This window comes from Leifsonia shinshuensis, from assembly GCF_022606355.1.
GTDB lineage: Bacteria > Actinomycetota > Actinomycetes > Actinomycetales > Microbacteriaceae > Leifsonia > Leifsonia shinshuensis_B.
On record NZ_JAHHZQ010000003.1, the window covers coordinates 177,421 to 198,459 of the forward strand.

General features: G+C 71.2%; 15 protein-coding genes. 6 read left to right on the forward strand and 9 right to left on the reverse strand.

Annotated elements, in window-relative coordinates:
* Positions 1–172: 172 nt before the first annotated feature.
* The 5 genes from KNO15_RS12390 to KNO15_RS12410 all read right to left on the reverse strand — a co-directional run bounded on the left by KNO15_RS12390 (position 173) and on the right by KNO15_RS12410 (position 7,085).
* Positions 173–1,588: an NtaA/DmoA family FMN-dependent monooxygenase gene (locus KNO15_RS12390; RefSeq protein WP_241704042.1), complete on the reverse strand. Its 1,416-nt coding sequence runs from the start codon at positions 1,586–1,588 to the stop codon at positions 173–175.
* Positions 1,585–3,300 carry an ABC transporter ATP-binding protein gene (locus tag KNO15_RS12395; RefSeq protein WP_241704669.1) on the reverse strand — a complete coding sequence of 572 codons (1,716 nt, stop codon included), beginning with the start codon at positions 3,298–3,300 and terminating at the stop codon, positions 1,585–1,587. Before KNO15_RS12395 ends, KNO15_RS12390 begins: the two co-directional genes overlap by 4 nt.
* Positions 3,301–3,440: 140 nt before the next feature.
* Positions 3,441–4,400: an ABC transporter permease gene (locus KNO15_RS12400; protein ID WP_241704043.1), complete on the reverse strand. Its 960-nt coding sequence runs from the start codon at positions 4,398–4,400 to the stop codon at positions 3,441–3,443.
* Positions 4,397–5,467 (reverse strand): ABC transporter permease, encoded by a 1,071-nt coding sequence (locus KNO15_RS12405; RefSeq protein WP_241704044.1) that lies wholly within the window; start codon positions 5,465–5,467, stop codon positions 4,397–4,399. The genes KNO15_RS12400 and KNO15_RS12405 overlap by 4 nt, the downstream gene beginning before the upstream one ends.
* Positions 5,445–7,085, reverse strand: a complete 1,641-nt coding sequence (locus KNO15_RS12410; protein WP_241704045.1) for an ABC transporter substrate-binding protein — start codon at positions 7,083–7,085, stop codon at positions 5,445–5,447. The genes KNO15_RS12405 and KNO15_RS12410 overlap by 23 nt, the downstream gene beginning before the upstream one ends.
* Before the next feature lie 241 nt (positions 7,086–7,326).
* Between KNO15_RS12410 and KNO15_RS12415 the strand changes: the two genes are divergently transcribed.
* Positions 7,327–7,857 carry a GIY-YIG nuclease family protein gene (locus KNO15_RS12415; RefSeq protein WP_241704046.1) on the forward strand — a complete coding sequence of 177 codons (531 nt, stop codon included), beginning with the start codon at positions 7,327–7,329 and terminating at the stop codon, positions 7,855–7,857.
* A gap of 346 nt (positions 7,858–8,203) precedes the next feature.
* Here the strand turns inward: KNO15_RS12415 and KNO15_RS12420 are convergent, their stop codons facing one another.
* Positions 8,204–9,760, reverse strand: coding sequence for an MFS transporter (locus tag KNO15_RS12420; protein WP_241704047.1), 1,557 nt, complete (start codon positions 9,758–9,760; stop codon positions 8,204–8,206).
* Positions 9,761–9,951: 191 nt separating this feature from the next.
* Here KNO15_RS12420 and KNO15_RS12425 point away from each other — a divergent pair, with 191 nt between their 5' ends.
* Together KNO15_RS12425 and KNO15_RS12430 are read left to right on the forward strand one after the other, a co-directional pair.
* Complete coding sequence (locus KNO15_RS12425; protein WP_241704048.1) at positions 9,952–10,539, forward strand: TetR/AcrR family transcriptional regulator; 588 nt, start codon at positions 9,952–9,954, stop codon at positions 10,537–10,539.
* Between the two features lie 43 nt (positions 10,540–10,582).
* The gene (locus KNO15_RS12430) at positions 10,583–12,310 is read left to right on the forward strand and encodes a cation:proton antiporter (protein WP_241704049.1); all 1,728 of its coding nucleotides are present in this window, start codon (positions 10,583–10,585) and stop codon (positions 12,308–12,310) included.
* 46 nt (positions 12,311–12,356) lie between these two features.
* On the opposite strand, the gene KNO15_RS12435 is transcribed toward KNO15_RS12430, so the two are convergent.
* From KNO15_RS12435 to KNO15_RS12445, 3 genes are all read right to left on the reverse strand, one after another.
* On the reverse strand, positions 12,357–12,827 hold the full coding sequence (locus KNO15_RS12435; RefSeq protein WP_241704050.1) for a hypothetical protein: 471 nt from the start codon (positions 12,825–12,827) through the stop codon (positions 12,357–12,359).
* Positions 12,824–17,008 (reverse strand): beta strand repeat-containing protein, encoded by a 4,185-nt coding sequence (locus KNO15_RS12440; RefSeq protein ID WP_241704051.1) that lies wholly within the window; start codon positions 17,006–17,008, stop codon positions 12,824–12,826. Before KNO15_RS12440 ends, KNO15_RS12435 begins: the two co-directional genes overlap by 4 nt.
* A gap of 328 nt (positions 17,009–17,336) precedes the next feature.
* Positions 17,337–18,494: a PqqD family peptide modification chaperone gene (locus KNO15_RS12445; protein WP_241704052.1), complete on the reverse strand. Its 1,158-nt coding sequence runs from the start codon at positions 18,492–18,494 to the stop codon at positions 17,337–17,339.
* Positions 18,495–18,619: 125 nt separating this feature from the next.
* On the opposite strand from KNO15_RS12445, the gene KNO15_RS12450 reads away from it, so the two are divergent.
* From KNO15_RS12450 to KNO15_RS12460, 3 genes are all read left to right on the forward strand, one after another.
* Positions 18,620–18,961: a DUF2200 domain-containing protein gene (locus KNO15_RS12450; RefSeq protein WP_241704670.1), complete on the forward strand. Its 342-nt coding sequence runs from the start codon at positions 18,620–18,622 to the stop codon at positions 18,959–18,961.
* A gap of 92 nt (positions 18,962–19,053) precedes the next feature.
* Positions 19,054–19,500, forward strand: coding sequence for a Fur family transcriptional regulator (locus KNO15_RS12455; protein ID WP_241704053.1), 447 nt, complete (start codon positions 19,054–19,056; stop codon positions 19,498–19,500).
* A 13-nt stretch (positions 19,501–19,513) separates the two neighbouring features.
* A complete protein-coding gene (locus KNO15_RS12460; RefSeq protein WP_241704054.1) occupies positions 19,514–21,007 on the forward strand; it encodes a catalase in 1,494 nt (497 codons plus the stop codon).
* Positions 21,008–21,039: the final 32 nt, after the last annotated feature.

The following is a 21,039-nucleotide window of genomic DNA, read 5'->3' on the forward strand; positions in this document are numbered from 1 at the left end:
GCCGACGCAGTCCGCGAGGGGCACGTTGTTGTCACTTCGACCGCGCGGAAGGGACATCTACGTGCCCCTCGGCGGAGGGGGAAGTGACATCCACGTGCCCCTCGGCGGAGGTGGGGGGGACGAGGGGTGCCGGACGGGCGGGCGCGGCGGGCGTCAGCGCGCTGGGCGCGGGTCAGCGCGTGGGGAGGGCGGCCTCCGCGAGCGCGGGCTCGTGCAGATTGGCGCCTCCGCGGTAGCGGGCTGCGGGGTGCCGCTCGGGGAGCCGGCCGTCGCCGTCGCCGAACAGGCGCTCGCGCAGCGTGGCGGAGCGCTCCCCCGCCTGGGGCAGCCGGCCGCGACGGCGCAGCTCCGGGATGACCAGGTCGGCGAAGTCGCGCGCGGTCTCGAACGAGTGGTACTGGCGCAGGTTGATCCCGTCCAGGCCGTCCTCGTCGAGCCAGCGCTCGATCTCGTCGGCCACGGTCTTCGCGTCGCCGACCACCAGGAAGCGGTCGTCGCGGCTGTTCTTCACGAAGTCGAGCGCCTGGCCCACTGTCTTGTCCAGCGGGAGGAACGGCACCCGCTCCGCCGGGAACTCCGCACGCGCGAGCGCCTCGCGCACGGTGATGTCGCGCGGGAAGGCCGTGAGGTCGACGGGGAGGCTGCTGTGGGCGAGGATGCCGTCGAGGCTGGACTGCTGCTGGTACAGCCTCCACTTGTCCTCGGCCTCCTCGGTCGTCCGCCCGACGATCACGCCCGCCATCGCGATGAACTTCACGTCGTCGCGCTGCCGGTCGTGACGCTCCGCGGAGTCGCGCATCCCGTCGGCGTTCCGGCGGAACTCCTCGCTCGTGCGCCCTCCGGTGAAGACGACCTCGGCATGGCGTCCGGCGAACTCGATGCCCGCGGGCGACCCGGTCGCCTGGAAGAGCACGGGGGTGCGCTGCGGCGACGGGTGCACGATGTGCGGTCCGGCGACGCGGTGCCGCTCACCGACGTGGTCGATGTAGCGCACTTTGGCGGGGTCGGTGAAGACGCGCGCCTCGCGGTCGGCGATGACGGCGTCGTCGTCCCAGGATCCCTCCCACAGCTTGTAGAGCACGTCGAGGTACTCCTCAGCGCGGCGGTAGCGCTCATCGTGCGGCACCTCGTCGTCCAGGCCGAAGTTGCGGGCGGCGTTGGGGAGGTAGGAGGTCACGATGTTCCAGCCGATCCTGCCCTTGGTCAGGTGGTCGAGGGTCGACATGCGGCGGGCGAAGGCGAACGGCGGCTCGTACGTCGTCGAGAACGTGACGCCGAAGCCCAGGCGGTCGGTGACCGCGGCCATCGCCGGCACGAGCAGCAGCGGGTCGAGGTTCGGGCTCTGGAGGCCCTCCCGCAGCGCCGTCTCGGGGCCGCCGCGGAAGACGTCGTACGCCCCGATGACGTCGGCGAGGAAGATCCCGTCGAAACCGCCGTGCTCCAGCAGTCGCGCGAGCTCCAGCCAGTAGTCGAGGTCGGCGAAGCGCTCGCGGTTGTTGCCCGGCAGCGGCCACAGCCCGTGCGTGATGTGGCTCACGCAGGCCATCTCGAACAGGTTGACGAAGAGCTGCTTGGGTTCGGTGGTCATGCTGTGCTTTCCGGTGCGATGGTGCTGGCGGTGCTGGTGTCGTCGGCGGTTCCGGTCGCACCGGTCGTGCTGGTGGTACTCGTGGTGCTGGTGGTGCTGCCCGCGCCCGGGTCGAACTCCGGGATGGCCGCGATCAGGTCACGAGTGTACGGCTGCTGCGGCCGCTCGAAGACGTCCTCGGCGGTCCCCTCCTCGACCACGCGGCCGTCTTTCATCACCAGCACGCGGTCGCTGAGGTGGCTGATGACGCCGAGGTCGTGGGAGATGAAGAGGTACGCGACGCCCGACTCCCGCTGCAGGGCGACGAGGAGGTCGAGGATCTGCGCCTGGATGGTGACGTCGAGTGCAGAGACGGCCTCGTCGAGCACGATCACGTCGGGCCGGGGCGCGAGCGCCCGGGCGATCGCGACCCGCTGCCGTTGGCCTCCCGACAGCCGCAACGGGAACCGCGGCAGCACGGCGTCGCTCAGCCCGACGTGCGCCAGCAGCTCGCGCACGCGGCCGTCGCGGTCCGCCGGGGTCGCGAACGACTCCGCGCGGAGGGCGTCCAGCAGGATGCGTTCGACGGTCCAGCGCGGGTCGAACGAACTCAGCGGGTCCTGGTAGACGACCGAGATGCGGCGGCGCAGCGCGCGTCTGCGCACCTCGGCGAGCGACGACCACTCCCGGCCGAGCAGGCGCACGTCGCCGTCGTCGAGCCGTTCGAGACCGAGGGCGAGTCTCGCCGTGGTGCTCTTTCCCGACCCCGATTCGCCGACGATCCCCAGGGTCTCGCCCGCGTGCAGCGTGAACGAGACGCCGTCGACCGCGCGGGTCACGGTGCCGTCGGCGGTGTGGAGCCGCTTGACGAGCTCACGGGCCTCCAGCACCGGCGCGCCGATCGGCGGTCGGGGCGCCGGAGCGGGCGCGCCTGGCGTGAGGGCACGCCCGCGCGTCGCCTCCCCAGGGACGGCCGCGATGAGCGCGCGCGTGTACTCGTTCTCCGGGGCGGCGAGCACGCGCTCCGCCGGTCCCTGCTCCAGCACCTCTCCTCCACGCATCACGAGGATGTGGTCGGCGAGGCGCGCGACGACGGAGAGGTCGTGACTGATCAGGATGACGGAGGCGCCGCGCTCCTTCATCGCCTCCAACTGCGCGAGCACCTGCGCCTGCACGGTCACGTCGAGCGCGGTCGTCGGCTCGTCGGCGATCACGATGTCGGGGTCGAGCGCGATGGCCGAGGCGATCAGCGCCCGCTGGCGGAGGCCGCCCGACAGCTGGTCCGGACGCTGCCGCGCGCGCACCGCGGGAGCGGGCACCCCCACCCGCTCGAGCAGCTCGAGGACGCGGGCCTTCCGCGCCGCGCGACCGCCCCAGCGATGGAGACGCAACGCCTCCGCGATCTCCTTCCCGACCGGACGGAGCGGGTCGAGCGAGACGAGCGCGTCCTGCAGCACGAAGCCGACATCGCGCCCGCGCACGCGCCGCCACTGACGTGCCGTGAACGCGCGGACGTCCTGATGGTGCAGCTCCAGTTCGTCAGCCTCCACGGTGGCGCCCCGGCCGGCCAGGCCGACCAGGCTGCGCGCCGTGACCGACTTGCCCGAGCCCGACTCGCCCACGATCGCGACGCAGCGCCCCGGCAGGAGGTCGAAGCTCACGCCCGACACGATCGGGCGGTGCGTGCCGTCCACGGTGAAACCGGTGCGGAGGTTGCGCACGCGGAGGCGCACGGCGGGCCAGTCGAGGCCGCCCAGCTCGGTGCCGCCCAGCTCGTCGGGGCGACCCAGCGCGTCGGGGCGGCCCGACCCGTCGGGGCGGCCCAGCACGTCGGGCCCGGCGACGACCTCCACTGCGCTCTGCTCGGTGATGCTCACGATCGCTCCCCTTTCTCCAGGCGCGCCTGGATGTGCCGGCCGATGGTGGTCGCGGCGAGCGCGACGGCGACGATGACGAGGCCGGGTATGACGACGAGCCACCAGGCCGTGGTGAGGTAGGCGCGGCCGGCGTCGAGCAGCGCGCCCCACTCGGACGCGGGAGGCGCGACGCCCAGGCCCAGGAACGACAGGCTCGACGCCCAGACGATCGACTGGCCGATCGACAGCGCGAACACGGCGACCAGTGGCCGCAGCGCGTTCGGGAGGATGTGTGCGCGCACGATCCGCCAGCGCGAGTGGCCGAGCGCGGTGGCAGCCTCCACGTAGCCCGAGTTGCGCGCGCCGAGGATCTGCCCGCGGATCATCCGCGCGTAACCGGGCGCCGTGCCGACCCCGACCGCGAGGACCTGGGTCGCCGCGCTCGGGCCCGCGATCGCGATGAGCAGGAGGGCGAGCAGGAGGGCCGGGAAGGTGAACAGGATCTCCACGAAGCGGTCGACCACGACGGCGACGGGCTTCACCCCGAGCGCGGCGAGCGTGCCGAGGATCAGCGCGAGGCCGATGCTCACGGCGGCAGCGCCCACGCCGATGGTGAGCGAGTCCCGCGCGCCCCAGACGACGCGGGTGTAGAGGTCGCGGCCCGACTCGTCGGTGCCGAAGGGGTGCGCCCAGCTGGGCGGCTGGAGGGCGGCGCCGTAGTCGACGGCGGTGGGCAGGTGGGTCGTGAGCAGCTGCGGCGCGATGACCGCGACGAGCAGCAGGAGGGCGAAGGCGACCGCGAGGTACAGCCCCCAAGGCGCGTGGGCGAGGCCGCCGGCGACCGACGGGCGGGTGTCGGCTGGCGGGCGGGTGCCGGCCGACGGGCGGGTGCCGGGCGACGGGCGGGTGCCGGCCGACGGGCGGGTGCCGGGCGCGGCGCCCGACCGCTCCGACGGCGCCGTGGCGGGGGAGGTCATGACAGCTCCAAGCGGGGATCGATCACGGTGTAGACGACGTCCACGATGAGGTTCGCGGCCACGTAGACCACGGCGACCAGGGTCACGATGCCGGTGACGACCGGCAGATCCTGGGAGTTCACGGCGGTCACCAGCACGGAGCCGATTCCCGGGCGCGAGAAGATCGACTCCACGATCACGGCGCCCGAGAGCGTGGCGCCGAGCGCCCATCCCGAGAGCGTGACAGCCGGGATGACCGCGTGCCGCAGCACATGCCGCAGCCGGACGCCCCACTCCCCCATGCCGCGCATCCGGGCCGACAGCACGAACGGCTGGTCGAGCGACCGCTCGAACTCGGTGCGCACGCTCTGCGCCATGAAGCCGGCCAGCGGGATGGCCAGGGTCAGGGCCGGCAGCACGATCCCGTTCGGCGACGAGCCGCTGATGATCGGGAACCAGCGCAGCCCCAGCCCGAACACCAGCAGCAGGATGATGCCGAGCCAGTACGCGGGAAGACCGGCGGTGACGACGTCCACCGTCGAGCCGAGAGCGCCGACGCGCGGGCCGCGGCCGGCCGTGAGCGTCACCCAGACGACCATGATCGCCCAGGCGAGCGCGATCGCCGTCAGCGACAGCGTGACGGTGTTGCCGAGCTGCTCGCCGATGATCGCGGTCACCGGGCGGTACTGCTGGTACGAGTCGCCGAAGTCGCCACTGATCAGCCCGCGCAGATAGTCGACGTACTGCACGATGACCGGCCGGGTCAGCCCGTACTGCGCGCGGATCTGCTCGAGCTCGGCCGGCGTGCGCAACTGCACCTGGCCGGCCCGGATGTTGAGGATGGTCGTCGCCCGGTCGCCGGGGAGCGCGAGCTGGGCGAAGAACGCCACCGTCGCGGCGCCCCAGAGCACCACGGCCGCCGCGCCCACCTTCTTCAGGACGGTGAGGGCGACCGCTCGGCCACGCCGAGGCCGGACGGTCGTGACGACCGCGTCGGCCCCGGCCCCGGCTGCAGCCGCGGCAGCGGTTGCGGTTGCGGTTGCGGTTGCGGTTGCGACCAGCGGCTCACTTGGTGAGATACGCGTCATAGAACGTCGGCCCTCCCTGTGCGTGCTCCTGCCAGACACCGTGCAGTCTCGGCGACACGGCGAGCGTGCTCAGCCGGTCGTACACGCCGATCGAGAGGGCGTGCTGCGCGATGTAGTCCTGCGCCTTCTGGTAGTCGGCGTTCTGCTGCTCGATCGTGGCGGCGGAGTTGCCGTCGAGGATGTACTGCTCGAGCACCGGGTCGTTGTAGAAGGCGCTGTTGCTGTAGTTCGGGTCGTCGGCGGTGGACGGCCTCCAGTTGATGTAGAGGATGCCCGCCGTGACACTCGTCCAGTAGCCGGCCTGGAGGTCGTAGGCGTCCGGTCCGGAGTATTTGCCGGAGAAGAACTCGCTCTGCGGCACCGGGATCAGCTTCACATCGAAGCCCACCTTGCTCGCCTGCTCTTTGACGCCCTGCAGGATCGCGGCGCCGTCGGCGTTGATGATCGAGCCGGCGCCGTAGGGCAGGCGGACGGTCAGCGCCTGGCCGTCCTTCTCGCGGACGCCGTCGCTGTTCTTCTGGTTCCAGCCCGCCGCGTCGAGGAGGGCGTTCGCCTTCTTCGCGTCCTGCGTGTACCAGTCGGCGGCCTTCTGGCTGTAGCCGGGGGTGGCCTGGCTGACGCCGCCATTACCCTCCGCGGGGATGACGCCGCGACCGATCGTGTTGACGATCTCGGGACGGTTCAGGCTGTAGGCGAACGCCTGTCGCACCTTCTCGTCGGTGAACGGGCCCTTCGCGGTGTTGAACGAGATCTGCTGCGGACGGCCGGGGGTCACGAACTTCTCGAGCTGGTATCCACCGTTCTTCAGCACGCTCCACTGCACAGAGGGCACGTCGTAGATCGCGTCGACCTGCCCGCCCTGGAGTGCCGCGACACGCGTCGTCGGGTCGGCGACGAACTTCCAGTCGATGGTGTCGACGTAGGCGGGGCCGGTGTGCTTGGCGTTGGCTGGCGGCGAGGTGTAGTCCTTGTTCTTCTTCAGGATGATGTCCTGGCCGCGGTTCCACTTCTCGACGGTGAACGCACCGGAGCCGATCGGCGCCTCGCAGTTCTGCTCCTTGGTGCGGGTCTGGAGCGCGTGCTGCGACTGGATGCCGAAGTAGCCCTGGGTGAGATTGTCGGCGAGCCGCGGGTACGGGCGGCTGAGGTCGATCTGCAGCGTCTGGTCGTCGATCGCCTTGGCATCCTTGTAGTAGCCGCCGAGCCAGACCTTCGCCGTGCTGTTGCCGCCGCCGACCCAGTAGTCGAAGTTGTAGGCCACGGCCGCGGCGGTGAGCGGCGTGCCGTCGGTGAACTTCACGCCCTTCTTGAGCGTGAAGGTCCAGGTCAGGCCGTCGGCGGACGGCTTCCACGCGGTGGCGAGCCACGGGACGACCTTGTGGTTCTCGTCGAGCGAGGTGAGGTTGTCGAGCACCTGGTACGACAGGTACGCCTGCTCGATCCAGCCACCGAAGACGCAGGCGGGCTCCTGCTGGTGGGCGTAGACGATGGTGCCGCCGTCGACTCTCTCGCCGCCGCCGGTGGCGGCGTCGGAGCCGCCGGCGCAGGCGGCGAGGGCGAGCACACTGCCGAGCGCGACGGCGGCGCCGGCGAGGGTGCGGAGGGAACGTGAACGCATGGAGGTCTCCTGGAACGGTGTCGGGCCGAGCGGGCGGGGAGTGCAGAGCTGCAGGATGGGTGCGCCAAGAATGCGGCCCCGCGCAAGCGCGGTCGAGCCACCGTGACCGACTGTTTCACCCGCGAAACACGGCGTCACGCGCACTCGCGCTCCGCGGCCGGGCATGCGATGGGCGGCTCCGGCGTGGTGAGGTGCACCTCTGTGCCACGGCCCTGTCGGGGGCCGGCGGTACCGTCGCCGTGTGACCGCGTCGTGTTCCGTGTGCGGCGCTCCCGCGCATCCCGGAGCGCCGGTCGCCCTCTGCCTGACGCACCTGCTCGAAGCGCACGAGTGGGTGGAGGCGGAGTACGGCCAGACGGACCTGCTGCCGTCGCCCTGCGCATTCTGCGGGTCTCGGCTCGGGGTGCGGTACCCGTCGGGGTGGTTGTGCGCGGTGTGCGAATGGCGGGTGGGCGAGCTGCCGCCCGACGCGGCCGCCGCCTCCCGGGTGGACGTCGTCTACTACCTGCGGTTCCGCGACCGCATCAAGATCGGTACCTCCGCCAACCCCGCGCAACGGTTCGCCGGCCTCCCGCACGACGAGGTGCTCGCATTCGAGCGCGGCGACCGCAGGCTGGAGCAGCAGAGGCACGCGCAGTTCGCCGCACTGCGCATCCCCGGAACCGAGTGGTTCGAGACCGACGACGCGCTGCTCGCGCACGTTGCGTCGCTGCCGCCCGACCCGTGGGGCCTGCTCGCGCGCTGGCGCAGCGAGGCGGCCGCGCGGGGGTGAGGTGTGGGGCGGCTCCGTCGGCATTTCCGGACCCTGGCCGCGACACGCCGCCTGGACGTCCGTTCCTCCGGACATCCACGCCCATCCCGACTCAATCTCCGGAGTTGCCGACCGCCGAAGGCTCGTTCACAACTCCGGAGAGATACCCCCGTAACGCCGACATCTCCGGATTTATGGACATAGGCAGGGAGGCGAACGGAGGAGATCACGTCGCGAGGCCAGGCACTCTCCTCCGTTACCGACGGGCGCGGGTGATAACGGAGGAGATCGGCGCGCGGTGCGTGCCGATCTCCTCCGTTTGCTGCGATGGGGCGTTTGGCTGGGGCGATCTCCTCCGTTCGCGACGCTAGGCCGCGGAGGTGGCCGGCTCGGTGGGGCGCTCGGCCTCCACCTTCTCGATCAGGCGCGCCATCTCGGCGGCCTCGACCGAGGCGCGGGACGCGCGCAGCGGCTCCGCCGCGGCGACGTGGGCCGCGTCGAGGCGGGCGAGGGCGGCCACGGCCGCGAGGTCGGCGGCCGCGCGGCCGGCGCGCGAACGGATCAGGAACGCCGCGGCGACCGTGACGACGGCGGCGCCGAAGGCGAGCACGCCGGCGGTCGCGAAGCCCTCGGTGTAGCCCGACTCGGCCGGGAGGCCGCCCGCGCCGATCGTGCCGGTGACGAGTGCGGTCATCACGGCGGCGCCGATGGCCGAGCCCACGGTGCGGAGGTTGGCGTTCATGCCGCTCGCGATCCCGGTCTGCGTCGCGGGGACGCTCTGCACCACCACGCTGGTGATCGCCGCGTAGATCAGGCCGAGGCCGATCCCGAACACGCCGGATGCGGCGGCGACCGCGAACAGCGAGCCGTGGAAGAAGGCCAGCGACAGGCTCGACGCCGCCATCACGACCGCGGCGACCACGATCTGCGTGCGGAAGCCGAGCCAGCGCTCGAGCGGTCCGCTCACGAAGCCGGTCACCGCCATCGTCACGAGCATCGGGAGCATCAGCAGCCCGGACTCGGCCACGCTCGCACCGAGCCCGTAACCGGTGGAGGTCGGGGTCTGCACGAAGCGCGGGAAGAACGCGAACACCGCGAACATGGCGGCGCCGATGAACACGGCGGCGGCGTTCATGGACCAGACGCCCGGTTCACGCATGAGCCGCATGTCGACCAGCGGGTGCCGCGATCGCAGCTCCACGACGACCCAGGCGGCGAGAAGCAGGGCGGCGAGCGCGAACAGCGCGATCACCAGCGGCGACGACCAGCCCCACTGGGCGCCGGTGCTAAGAGGCAGCAGGAGGGCGATGAGCCATCCCGACAACAGTGCGGCCGACCACGGGTTGACGCCTCCCGTCGCCCGGGTCGGCGACTCGGGGACGATGGCGAGGGCCAGCACGGCCGCGGTCACGGTGAGGGCGACCGGCACCAGGAACAGTCCGCGCCAGCTGAGGATGTCGGCGAGCGGTCCGGCGAGCACGGTCCCGAGGCCGCTGCCCACGGCGATGATCGACGCGATCGCGCCGATCGCCGACGGCAGCCGGTGGGCAGGGAACTCGTCGCGGATGATGCCGAAAGCGAGCGGGAACATGGCGCCGCCGAGACCCTGCACGACCCGGCCGGCGATGAGGACACCGATGGTGGGGGCGACGGCGGCGATGACGCTGCCGACCGCCACGGCCAGCAGCGCGAGCACGAAGACCCTGCGCTTGCCGACGAGGTCGCCGACGCGGCCGAGCAACGGCGTGGCGACCGCTGCGGCGATCAGCCACGCGGTCATGGTCCAGGTGACGCCGGCGGTGGTGGTGTGGAGGTCCTGCTGGATGACCGGCAGGACGGGGACGACGAGCGACTGGAGGGTCGCGAAGGAGGCCACGCTGAGAGCCAGAACGGCGAAGGTGGCAGAGGGACGGGATCGAGACACGGGTTACGGCTTCCTTCTCGAATGGTGATGTCGGCGTATGGCCGACCGGGTGAACTTTTCTCTCCGCGGAGAGCTACAATTGGAGGGAGGCTCCGATCGGAGGCTGCCTCCGGTTACGAGTAAGACACTACCGGAGGGTGCCTCCGCTTCGCAACCCCTCAGTGTGAGCAACCCCGGAAGGACCCACCGCCGTGACCGGCACCGACACCGCCCGCCCCCTGATCGCGCGCCCCCAGCGCGCCGACGCCCGACGCAACTTCGACGCACTGCTCGCCGCAGCGCGCGAGGCGTTCGCGGCAGACGGCGCCGGCGCCTCCCTCGAGGACATCGCGCGGCGCGCCGGGGTCGGCATCGGGACGCTGTACCGCAACTTCCCCACCCGCGACGCCCTCGTCGAGGCGGTCTACGTCGAAGAGGTGGAGGCCGTCGTGCGCGCAGCGGACGACGCGGCATCCCTCGAACCGTGGGACGCCGTGCAGGCCTGGCTGCGCAGGTTCCTCCTCTACGTCGGCACCAAGAAGGCGCTGCTGGAGGGCCTCAACAAGGACTCCCCTGTGCTGCTGAGCTGCCGCACCTCCCTCTACGACGCCGGAGAGCCGCTCGTGCGCCGCGCCCAGGAGGCCGGCGAGCTGCGGACCGACGCCACCATCGGCGACGTCATCCGCATGGTGTCCGGCGTCGCGGGCGTGGCGTTCGACGACGACCAGCAGCGCGACAGGGTCGTCGCGATGGCGATCGACGGCCTGCGCGCCCGCCCGCTGCCGGCCGCCGGAGCCTGAGAGAGTGTTCAGACAGGCCGCTCGCGTTCCCTAGGCTTGAGGGATGGAGCTCGGTGTCTATGCGGTGATCGCCGTCGCGGTGATCGTCGGCGTAGCCGCCTTCGCCCGCAAACTCGGTGTCGCCGCGCCCATCATCCTCGTCATCGTCGGCGTCACGCTCTCGGGGCTGCCCGGGGTCCCGGAGATCGACGTCCCGCCGGAGATCATCCTCGACGGGTTGCTGCCGCCGATCCTGTACGCCGCGGCGATCAGCGTCCCGCTCACCGACTTCCGCAGGAACCTCGCGCCGATCGCCGGCCTCTCCGTGTTCCTCGTCGTCGTCACGGCGTTCGCCTCCGGCTTCGTGCTGTACACGATGCTGCCCGACCTCAACCTCGCCGCCGCCATCGCACTCGGCGCCATCATCAGCCCGCCCGACGCGGTCGCCGCGACCTCGATCGGCCGCAAGCTCGGCCTCCCACCGCGCCTGCTGACCGTGCTCGAGGGCGAGGGCCTGGTCAACGACGCCACCGCGCTGGTGCTGCTGCGCACGGCACTCGCGGCGGCGGTCGGCTCCCTGGCGACGCCGATCGCGGGCGTTCTCGACTTCTTCTCTGCCGTGATCATCGCGCTGGTGATCGGTCTCGTCGTCGGATTCGTGTCGGTGTGGGTGCGCTCCAAGCTGAACGACCCGGTGCTCGACACGGCCCTGTCGGTCGTCGTGCCGTTCGCCGCGTTCGCGCCCACGGAGGCGCTGCACGGTTCGGGCGTCCTCGCGGTCGTCATCACCGGGCTCTACACCGGGCACGCCGCCCCGCGGCAGTTCAGCGCCCAGGCCAGGATCAGCGACCAGATCAACTGGCGCACCATCCAGTTCCTGCTCGAGAACGGCGTCTTCCTGCTCATCGGTCTCGAGCTGCGCACCCTCATCGCCGACGTCGAGCACCCCGAGATCCTGAGCGTGTGGGATGCCGTCGGCATCGGCCTGATCGCGATGGCCTCCCTCGTCGTCATCCGCTTCGTGCTGATCGGTCCGCTGATCTTCTTCCTCCGAAGACGCGGCGAACGCGCAGAGAAGCACGTGCTGCGGGAATGGCTGATGATCAGCTACTTCCGAGACCATCCGGTGCGCTACCGCTGGCAGGCCCAGCGAAAACAGCGCGCCGAGATGCGCTACACGCGGCACCGCAGCGACCTGGAGGAGTTCCGCCAGGAGGCGATCGACTGGAAGGGCGGCGTGGTGCTCGGCTGGTCCGGCATGCGCGGCGTCGTCACGCTCGCGGCGGCGCAGTCTCTGCCCGGCGACATCCCCTACCGCCCGCAGCTCATCCTGATCGCGTTCACCGTGGCGTTCGTGAGCCTGGTGGTCCAGGGCGGAACCCTGCCGTGGCTGATCAAACTGCTGGGGCTGCAGGGAGTCGATGTGAAGGACGACAGGCGCCTCCTCGCCCGGCTGCTCGACGACTTGAGCGAGGCGGGCCTCGCGGTGCTCGACGACCCGGAGACCGCCGCGGGCGCTTCCACGCCCGTCGACCCCGAGGTGGTCGAGCGGGTGCGCCAGACCACCTACCTGCGAGCCGAGGCGGCGTGGGAGCGCATCGTCCTCGAGGACGCCCCTCCGGAGAGTCGTCCGCACCACGTCTACCGGACGCTCCGGCTCGCGGTGGTCGACGCCGAACGCGACCGCCTCCTGGAGGAACGCGCGCGCGGCGCCTACCCGTCGCGCATCCTCAGCGAGGCGCAGTCGATGCTCGACATCGAGGAGACGCGGCTGCGGTCACGATCGCGGTAGCGGGAGAGTTCGCGCCGCCGGACACCGGGCCCCGAGGCCCCCGCCGTCAGCTGTGACGCTCCACCCGGAGCACGCACGTCGCGCCCGATTTCCCGGCCGGCAGCGTCCCCGACCACTTCTGGGTCGTGTGGCCGCCGAGTCCGGAGACGTCGATCTCGCGGACTCCGAGCGTGCTGCCGGCCGACAGGACGGAGACATAGATGCGATAGCTCTGCTCCGTCGAGGTGGGGTTGGTGACCGTGCCCTCGAACCGGGTCGACGATGCACCCGCCGCGCACGAGCCCAGCGTGACGTCTTTGAGGGCGCCGACATACCCGGTGGCCGTCCCCGGTGCGTGCGTGACCCGGGTGACCGTGCCGTCCTGTGCCGTCGTCGTCCCCTTCGTCGGGCCCTTCCCGTCAGCGGCGTGGGTGCCTGCGGGGGCGGCCGGGGAGCTGCACCCGGTCACCCCCACCAGGATCGCGAGCGGGAGGACGAGCGCGAGGACTGCAGCCCTTCGGGTGGCGTTGGCTCTCATTCCGATGCCTTTCTGCGGCGGTTGACGATGCGGGCGAACCAGAGGGCCGCGCCGAGGAGGATCAGCACGAGACCGATCAGGGAGGCCGTGAGGATCGAGTCGCCGACGTTCGACCCGGTCTCCGCCAACGCGCCGAGCGCGATGACGACCCGGTTGCTCGTGGCGGTCACCGGCGTTCCGCCGCGCGGGTCGGTGCCGGTCACGGTCGCCGTGTTCGCCACCTTCCCCGCCGTCACGTCGGCCGCCCTTACGACGTACGTCGCGACCGCGGTCACCGACTGGCCGGGGGTGAGTGTCCCCGGTGTCCCGGGCCAGCGGTAGCTGAGCGCCGAGAGGCCGGGCAGCGGGTCGTCGATGCTCACACCGGTCAGCGTCACGTTGCCCGTGTTGGTGGCGGTGAAGCCGTAGTCGACGCGGTCTCCCGGCGCTCCCGTCACGCCCGCTGCGAGCGCCCCGGTCTTCACCAGGGTCAGGGCGGGCGCGGGGTCGACCGGAACCGTCGTGGCGTCCGTGCCATCCACCCCCTCGCCCCCCGGACCGACGCCGGTCGCCGTGGCGGTGTTCGACACCGACCCGTTGTCGACGTCCGCTTGGGTGAGCTTGTAGTTCGCCGTGGCGGTCACGGACTCTCCCGGTGCGAGTTCGCCCGGCGTGCCCGGCCAGGTGAATGCGAGGACGGAGAGGCCGGCCATCGGATCGTCGATGGTCACCTGCGAGAGCGGCACGTTCCCGGTGTTGGTCGCCGTGAAGTGGAAGTCGACCACATCGCCGACGGCGCCCGTCGCCCCGGCCGCGAGAGCTCCGGTCTTCACCAGCGTGAGGGCGGGCGCCGATGGGATCGGTACCGTCGCGGTGTCGTTCGCGGTCAGTGGGGTGCCGGTCGGGTCGTCACCGGACGCGGTCGCCGTGTTCACCACGGAACCGGCGTTCACGTCCGCCTGCGTCAGCGCATACGTCGCCGTCGCCGTCACCGTCTCACCCGGCTGCAATGTGCCCGGAGTACCCGGCCACGTGTAGGCGAGGGCGGAGAGGCCCGGAAGCGGGTCGGCGATCGACACGTTCGTGAGGGTCACCGTCCCCGTGTTCCGGGCGGCGAAGGTGTATTCCACCGTGTCGCCCGCGACGCCCGTCGCACCGGCCGCCAGACCACCGGTCTTGACCAGGCTGATCCCGGGAGTGCGCGTCGGCGTGACGGTCGCCGTGTCCTCGTCGGTCACAGAGGTGCCGTCGGGGTCGGCGCCGGACGCGGTCGCCGTGTTGACGACCGACCCGGCGTTCACGTCCGCCTGCGTCAGCGCATACGTCGCCGTCGCCGTCACCGTCTCACCCGGCTGAAGGGTGCCCGGGATCCCCGGCCACGCGTACGTCAGCGCCGACAGTCCCGGCAGCGGGTCGGCGATCGACACGTTCGTGAGGGTCACCGTCCCTGTGTTCCGGGCGGCGAAGGTGTAGTCCACCGTGTCGCCCGCCGCGCCCGCTGCACCGGCCGCCAGACCACCGGTCTTGACCAGGCTGATCCCGGGAGTGCGCGTCGGCGCGACGGTCGCCGTGTCCTCGTCGGTCACCGCGGTGCCGGCCGGGTCGTCACCGGACGCGGTCGCCGTGTTCACCACGGAACCGGCGTTCACATCGGCCTGCGTCAGCACGTACGTCGCCGTCGCCGTCACCGTCTCACCCGGCTGCAGTGTGCCCGGAGTCCCCGGCCACGCGTAGGCGAGGGCGGAGAGGCCCGGAAGCGGGTCGGCGATCGACACGTTCGTGAGCACGACATTCCCCGTGTTGTGCGCGGAGAACGTGTAATCCACCGTGTCGCCCGCGATACCGGTCGCACCGGCCGCGAGTGTTCCGGTCTTCGTGAGGGCGATCCCCGGAGTCTGCGTCAGCGCGACCGTCGCCGCGTCCTCGTCGGTCACCGCGGTGCCGGTCGGGTCGTCACCGGACGCGGTCGCCGTGTTGACGACCGACCCGGCGTTCACGTCCGCCTGCGTCAGCGCATACGTCGCCGTCGCCGTCACCGTCTCACCCGGCTCCAGTGTGCCGGGGGTCCCCGGCCACGCGTACGTCAGAGCGGACAGGCCCGGCAGCGGGTCGGCGATCGACACGTTCGTCAGGGTGACGTTGCCGGTGTTCTGCGCGGAGAACCCGTAGTCCACCGTGTCGCCCGCCGCGCCCGTCGCACCGGCCGCGAGCGCTCCGGTCTTCGTCAGGACGAGAGCGGGGGCCTGGCTGACTGGCACCGTCGCGGTGTCGGAGTCGGTGACCCCGGTGCCACCGGGGCCGTCCCCCGTCACGGAGGCGGTGTTCACCACCGACCCGGCGTTCACGTCCGCCTGCGACAGCGCGTACGTCGCCGTCGCCGTCACCGTCTCACCCGGCTGCAGTGTGCCGGGGGTCCCCGGCCACGTGTACACCGGCGACGACAGCCCCGGCAGCGGGTCCGTGATCGTGACGTTCGTCAGCGTGACGTTGCCCGTGTTGGTGGCGACGAACGCGTAATGCACCGGGTCTCCGGGCGCGCCCGTGCCTGCAGCCAGTGCGCCGGTCTTGGTCAGGGAGATGGCGGGGTTCTGCGCGACGGGCACGGTCGCGGTGTCGTCGGAGGTGACGGGGGCACCGGCCGGATCGTCACCGGAGGCCGTCGCCGTGTTCACCACGGAGCCGGCGTCCACGTCGGCTTGCGTCAGCGTGTAGGTCGCCGTCGCGGTGACGGTCTCGCCCGGCTGGAGGGTGCCCGGCGTACCGGGCCAGGTGTAAGCCGGCGCAGAGAGGCCGGGCAGGGGGTCGGCGATGCTCACGTTCGTAAGCGTCTCTGTCCCGGTGTTCTGGGCGGAGAAGGTGTAGTCGACGGTCTCGCCCGCCGCTCCGGTGGCGCCCGCCGCCAGGGCGCCGGTCTTCGTGAGGTGGATCGAGGACGGAGCGGCGGTCACGTCCGTCGTCACGGAGCTGGTGTTGTTGGAGGTGTCGACGTCGGCGTCCGTCCCGGACACGCTGACCGAGTTCGCCAGAGAGGTGGGGGTCGCCGGGGCGGTGCCCGTGATCACGATCGGGCCGAACGTCGACCCGGAGTCCAGCACGGACGGGACGAGCGATTGCGTGTCGCCGCCGGACAGGTCGGCGACCGTCGACACGGTCGGATTCTGGGTCACGGTCCAGCCCGGTGGCGCGGCCGAGCAGACCAGATCATTGCCCGACAGCGCGCAGCCCGGTGGCGCCGACGAGATCACCGGGTCGGTCACTCCCGCAGGCACCGCGTCATGCACGATGAAACCGGACGACTTGCCGCCTCCTTCGTTCGTCACGGTGATCTGCCAGCTCACCTGCGAGCCGGCCTGGACCGTGGCAGGACCGGTCTTCTCGACGGAGAGATCCACGGAAGGGAGGTAGACGACCGTCCAGATCCCCGGCAGGGGTGCCGTCGGCTCCGGCAGGGTCGTTCCCGGGGTGTTGCGAGTGATCGTCTCCATCGACGTGTAGGTGAACGTCACACTCGTCACCAGACCGCCGACGGTGAGGAAGGTCCACGTCGGTGCTGCGCCGGCACACGGGATCGACTGCGGGAAGGACGGGAGGAGCGACAGTCGATTGTTCGAGAACGACACCTGGGTCGGGTCAGGCGTCGTGAAGGGCTGGACTTGGCCCGCACCGGTTGGCACACCGTTGACCGACGAGAAGGTGACGTCCTGCCATTGGGCGATGCACTGAGTGCCGTTCAGCTGCTGGTAGCGCCAGGATGGAGCGAGCGCGACGATCGGATTGGCGACGGGGTGGTCGAAGGTGAGGGTCGCTGTGTTCGTGCGGCAGGACGCCGTGAAGCCCACGGCGACGTTCGCGCCCAGGCAACCCGTGACGACGGTGGGATCCTGCGTGGTGGTGGTGTTCGTCGTCCCCGCAGCGACCGTGACCGTCTGGCCGGGTGCCTGAATGCCCGCCTGACCCAACCCGGCCAGGTTGCCGGCCAGCGGCGCCGCCGCGGACGCCCCGCCCGCAGTCCACGGGTCGAGCGGAACGGCGCTCGGGGGGGCCGCCGGGACGGGGCCGGGATCGACGTCTACGGCCGAGGCCGGAGTGGCGGCGACCAGCACCGAACCCAGGACGGCGAGGAACGCGGCGATCGCGGTCACCCGCGCGCCGAGGCGTCGCCTCCAGCCCGACGATGACGACGGTGACTCGGCCTGGTGCATGCTCACTCCCTCGCTCGGAACCCGGCCGACCTGATGGCCAGCCGGGAACGCACCGTGGTCGCGGCGCGCCCGGTCGGGAGACCGGCTCGTGCCATCGACGACGAACGAGGCAACGGTAGGGGCTTGCATTTCGCGTGTCGGGGGCGTCCCGACGTGGCCTGCACCCGCGTCGCCGCGGCGCCACCGGGGACTCGACGGGTTCGCCGAGGGCTGCCTCCGCTCGCGATCGACGCCGCCTCGACAGCCGTTATCACCCCGGCTTTCGTCCGCCTGCGTCGCGGGTGACCGGCTGAGAAGCCCCGAGCTCAGTACAGAGGAGGCACGTCGCTCAGCGCAGAGGAGGCACGTCGTCGGCCCCGACGGGCATGGCCGTCCGGTCCTCCGCCCGATCCGAGCGACGCCGTACCAGTCCGGCGGAGGCGAGCTCGTCGAGCATCGCGTGGACCGTTGAGCCGGCCTCGCCGTCGGGCGCCGGCCCGAAGGCGGCCTCGGCGCGCTCGACCAGCTCGTCCGGCGGCTGAGGTGATTGCAGAGCGTTCCAGATCACCGACCCGAGCGGGGAGAGCCGGACGACGCGCCTCTCCGACAACACCAGGATCTCGCCGCCGACCTCGATCCAGTCGTCGACGGGCGAACGCTCGTACGAGCCCGGCTGGATGGCGCCCACGTCGTCCGCCGGCAGGCTCACGGCGCTGATGGCCGGCGCCGCGAGCTGCACGGCGGGTCGCCTCAGCAGCTCGGAGACCGGGCCGATCAGGTCGGCCGCGTGCTGATAGCGGATCAGGTGGACGCCTCCGGAGACGCGGACGACGGCGTCGAGTCGCTGCAGGGCGCAGGGCAGGGACGCGAAGTAGCTGGTCTGCTCGATGATCCCGGCGAGGGCCTCATCGAGTCCCAGGGTGGTGATCGTCGGCGGCACGCTCTCCTCGCGACGGTCGAGGAGGGCGATGCGGGCGAGCCGCAGTGGCGCGCGCACGTCGCGGAGGCCGAGTGCGTCCGGACCCACGATCCGCTTGATCGAACCCGTCCCCTGCTTGACGGCGAGAGGCTTGGGGAACGGGAGCACCCTGCCGTCCGCGTCGACAGCGACGGTTTCATCCGACACGTAGCCCAGGATCGTGCCGAGCGTCGATGCGGCCGTCGTCTTGCCTGCGCCCGACGGGCCGATCAGCGCGATGACGTCACCCGTGGCGGGGTCGGCCAGGCCCGCGGCGTGGAGCAGCAGGAGGTCCTTCTGCCGGCTCTCGATCGCCCGCAGGTTGACCGCCTGCCGCAGCGCGACGCAGAGCGTGTCGAAGTCGGGGCCCCACACGTCCGTCCCGGCGGTGAAATCCCCGAGGACGGCGGAGATCGTCGCCGACCTCCCCGGGTGGCCAGGAAGCCGGGCCCACTGGTCGCGCAGCCGCCGGAAGTCGGCGGGGGACATGCCGGCGACCTGCACGCGCAGCCCGACGCCCAGCACCTCGACGTCGAATTCGTGCGTCAAATGGACCGTCTCCCCGTCTCGCCCCGATATGTCTTAGGGAAGGATACGTGACCAGTCGCGGCCTCGACTCCTCGGCCCACGACCAGGACGCCCTCGCCATCCCTCCCCTCGCTACCCTGGAGTGCATGCACAAGATCTTCGCCTCGAGCTTCGCGAGCATCTATCCGCTCTACGTCGCCAAGGTGGAGCGCAAGGGCCGCAGCGCCGCTGACGTCGACACGGTCGTGCGCTGGCTGACCGGCTACGACGAGCCGGGGCTGACAGCGGCGATCGAGAGCGGCGTCGACCTCCAGACGTTCCTCGAGGAGGCGCCGCTGCCGAACCCACGCGCCTCACTCATCACCGGCGTCGTCTGCGGAGTGCGGGTGGAGGAGATCGACGACCCGCTCATGCAGAAGCTGCGGTACATGGACAAGCTCGTCGACGAGTTGGCGCGGGGCAAGAAGCTGGACTCCATCCTGCGCTGAGGCGCTTCCCCGACGCCATCGAGCCGGCTGCCGCCACGCCCGGGATGCCACGTGTTTTGAATAGGTCAAAACTTAACCGATAGCGTGGGGGCATGGACACGGCACGGCTCATGGACGCGCTCCGCACGTCCGGGCTCCGTGTCACGCAGGGGCGGCTCGCCGTCCTCCGCGTGCTCGGCGCGCAGCCCCACGTGGATGCGGAAACGGTGTACCGAGCGGTGTTACCCGCACTGCCCGGCACCTCGATCCAGAACATCCACAACGTGCTCGGCGACCTCACGGCCGCCGGCCTCCTCCGCCGGATCGAGCCGGCGCACTCACCGGCTCTCTACGAGCGCCGCGTCGGCGACAACCACCACCACGTCGTCTGCACGTCGTGCGGGGCGGTCGCGGACGTCGACTGCGTCGTCGGCCACGCGCCCTGCCTGCATCCCTCGGATGCCGGCGGCTTCGTGGTCGACACGGCCGAGGTGACCTTCTGGGGTCTGTGCCCGTCCTGTCAGGAGCGTGCGGCGACAGCCCCGTCGCACGCCGAATGAGGTTAGGAGAACCATGACGCAGAACCACACGACCACCCAGACCGGCACCCCGGTCGGCAGCGACGCGCACTCGCTGACGGCAGGGCACGACGGCGTCACCGCCCTGCACGACCGGTACCTCGTGGAGAAGCTCGCGCAGTTCAACCGCGAGCGGATCCCGGAGCGGATCGTGCACGCCAAGGGCGGCGGCGCGTTCGGCGAGTTCGTCGTCACCGGCGACGTGACCGCCTACACGAAGGCCGCGGTGTTCCAGCCGGGCGCCACCACCCGCACCGTGCAGCGGTTCTCGTCGGTCGCGGGCGAACAGGGCTCCCCCGACACCTGGCGCGACGTGCGCGGATTCTCGGTGAAGTTCTACACGACCGAGGGCAACTACGACATCGTCGGCAACAACACCCCGGTCTTCTTCATCCGCGACGGCATCAAGTTCCCCGACTTCATCCACTCGCAGAAGCGCCTTCCGGGCTCCGGTCTCCGCGATGCCGACATGCAGTGGGACTTCTGGACACTGTCGCCCGAGTCGGCGCACCAGGTCACCTACCTGATGGGCGATCGCGGACTCCCGCGCTCGTGGCGCACCATGCCCGGTTACGGCTCGCACACCTACCAGTGGATCAACGCGGCCGGCGAGCGCTTCTGGGTCAAGTACCACTTCCACGCGCTGCAGGGCAACGAGGAGATGCACGGCGCCGAGGCCGAGCGGATCGCGGGCGAAGACGCCGACTACTACCGCCGTGACCTCTACGAGGCCATCGAGCGCGGCGACTTCCCCGCCTGGAAGGTGAGTGTGCAGGTGATGCCGTACGAGGACGCGAAGACCTACCGCTTCAACCCGTTCGATCTCACCAAGGTCTGGCCGCACACCGACTATCCGCTGATCGAAGTCGGCGTGCACACCCTGAACGAGAACCCGGAGAACTTCTTCGCGCAGATCGAGCAGGCGGCGTTCTCGCCGGCCAACACCGTTCCCGGCATCGACATCAGCCCGGACAAGATGCTGATGGCGCGCGTCTTCTCGTACCCGGACGCCCAGCGCTACCGTGTCGGCACCAACTACAACGAGCTTCCGGTCAACGCGCCGGTCGCTCCCGTGAACAACTACTCGCAGGACGGCGCCGCGCGGCACGGCTTCAAGCCGGCGACCGCGCCGGTGTACGCACCGAACTCGTTCGGCGGGCCTTCGGCCTCCGCCGCGGCGGCGGGCGAGGGCTCGTGGGAGTCGGACGGCGCGCTCGTGCGCGCTGCGGCGACCCTCCACGCGGAGGACGACGACTTCGGTCAGGCCGGAACCCTCTACCGCGAGGTCTTCGACGACGCGGCGCGCGAGCGCTTCCTCGACACGATCGCGGGCGCGGTCGGCGGGGTGACCCGCGAGGACATCCGCGAGCGAGCGATCCAGTACTGGACGAACGTGGATGCCGCGCTCGGCGCCGCGCTGCGCGGGCGGCTCGAGGCCGGGGTCGCGGATGCGGATGAGGCGGCGGAGTACGTGGGGGTCGCCGAGTAGGCGACCACCGCTGACGCGAACGGAGGAGATCC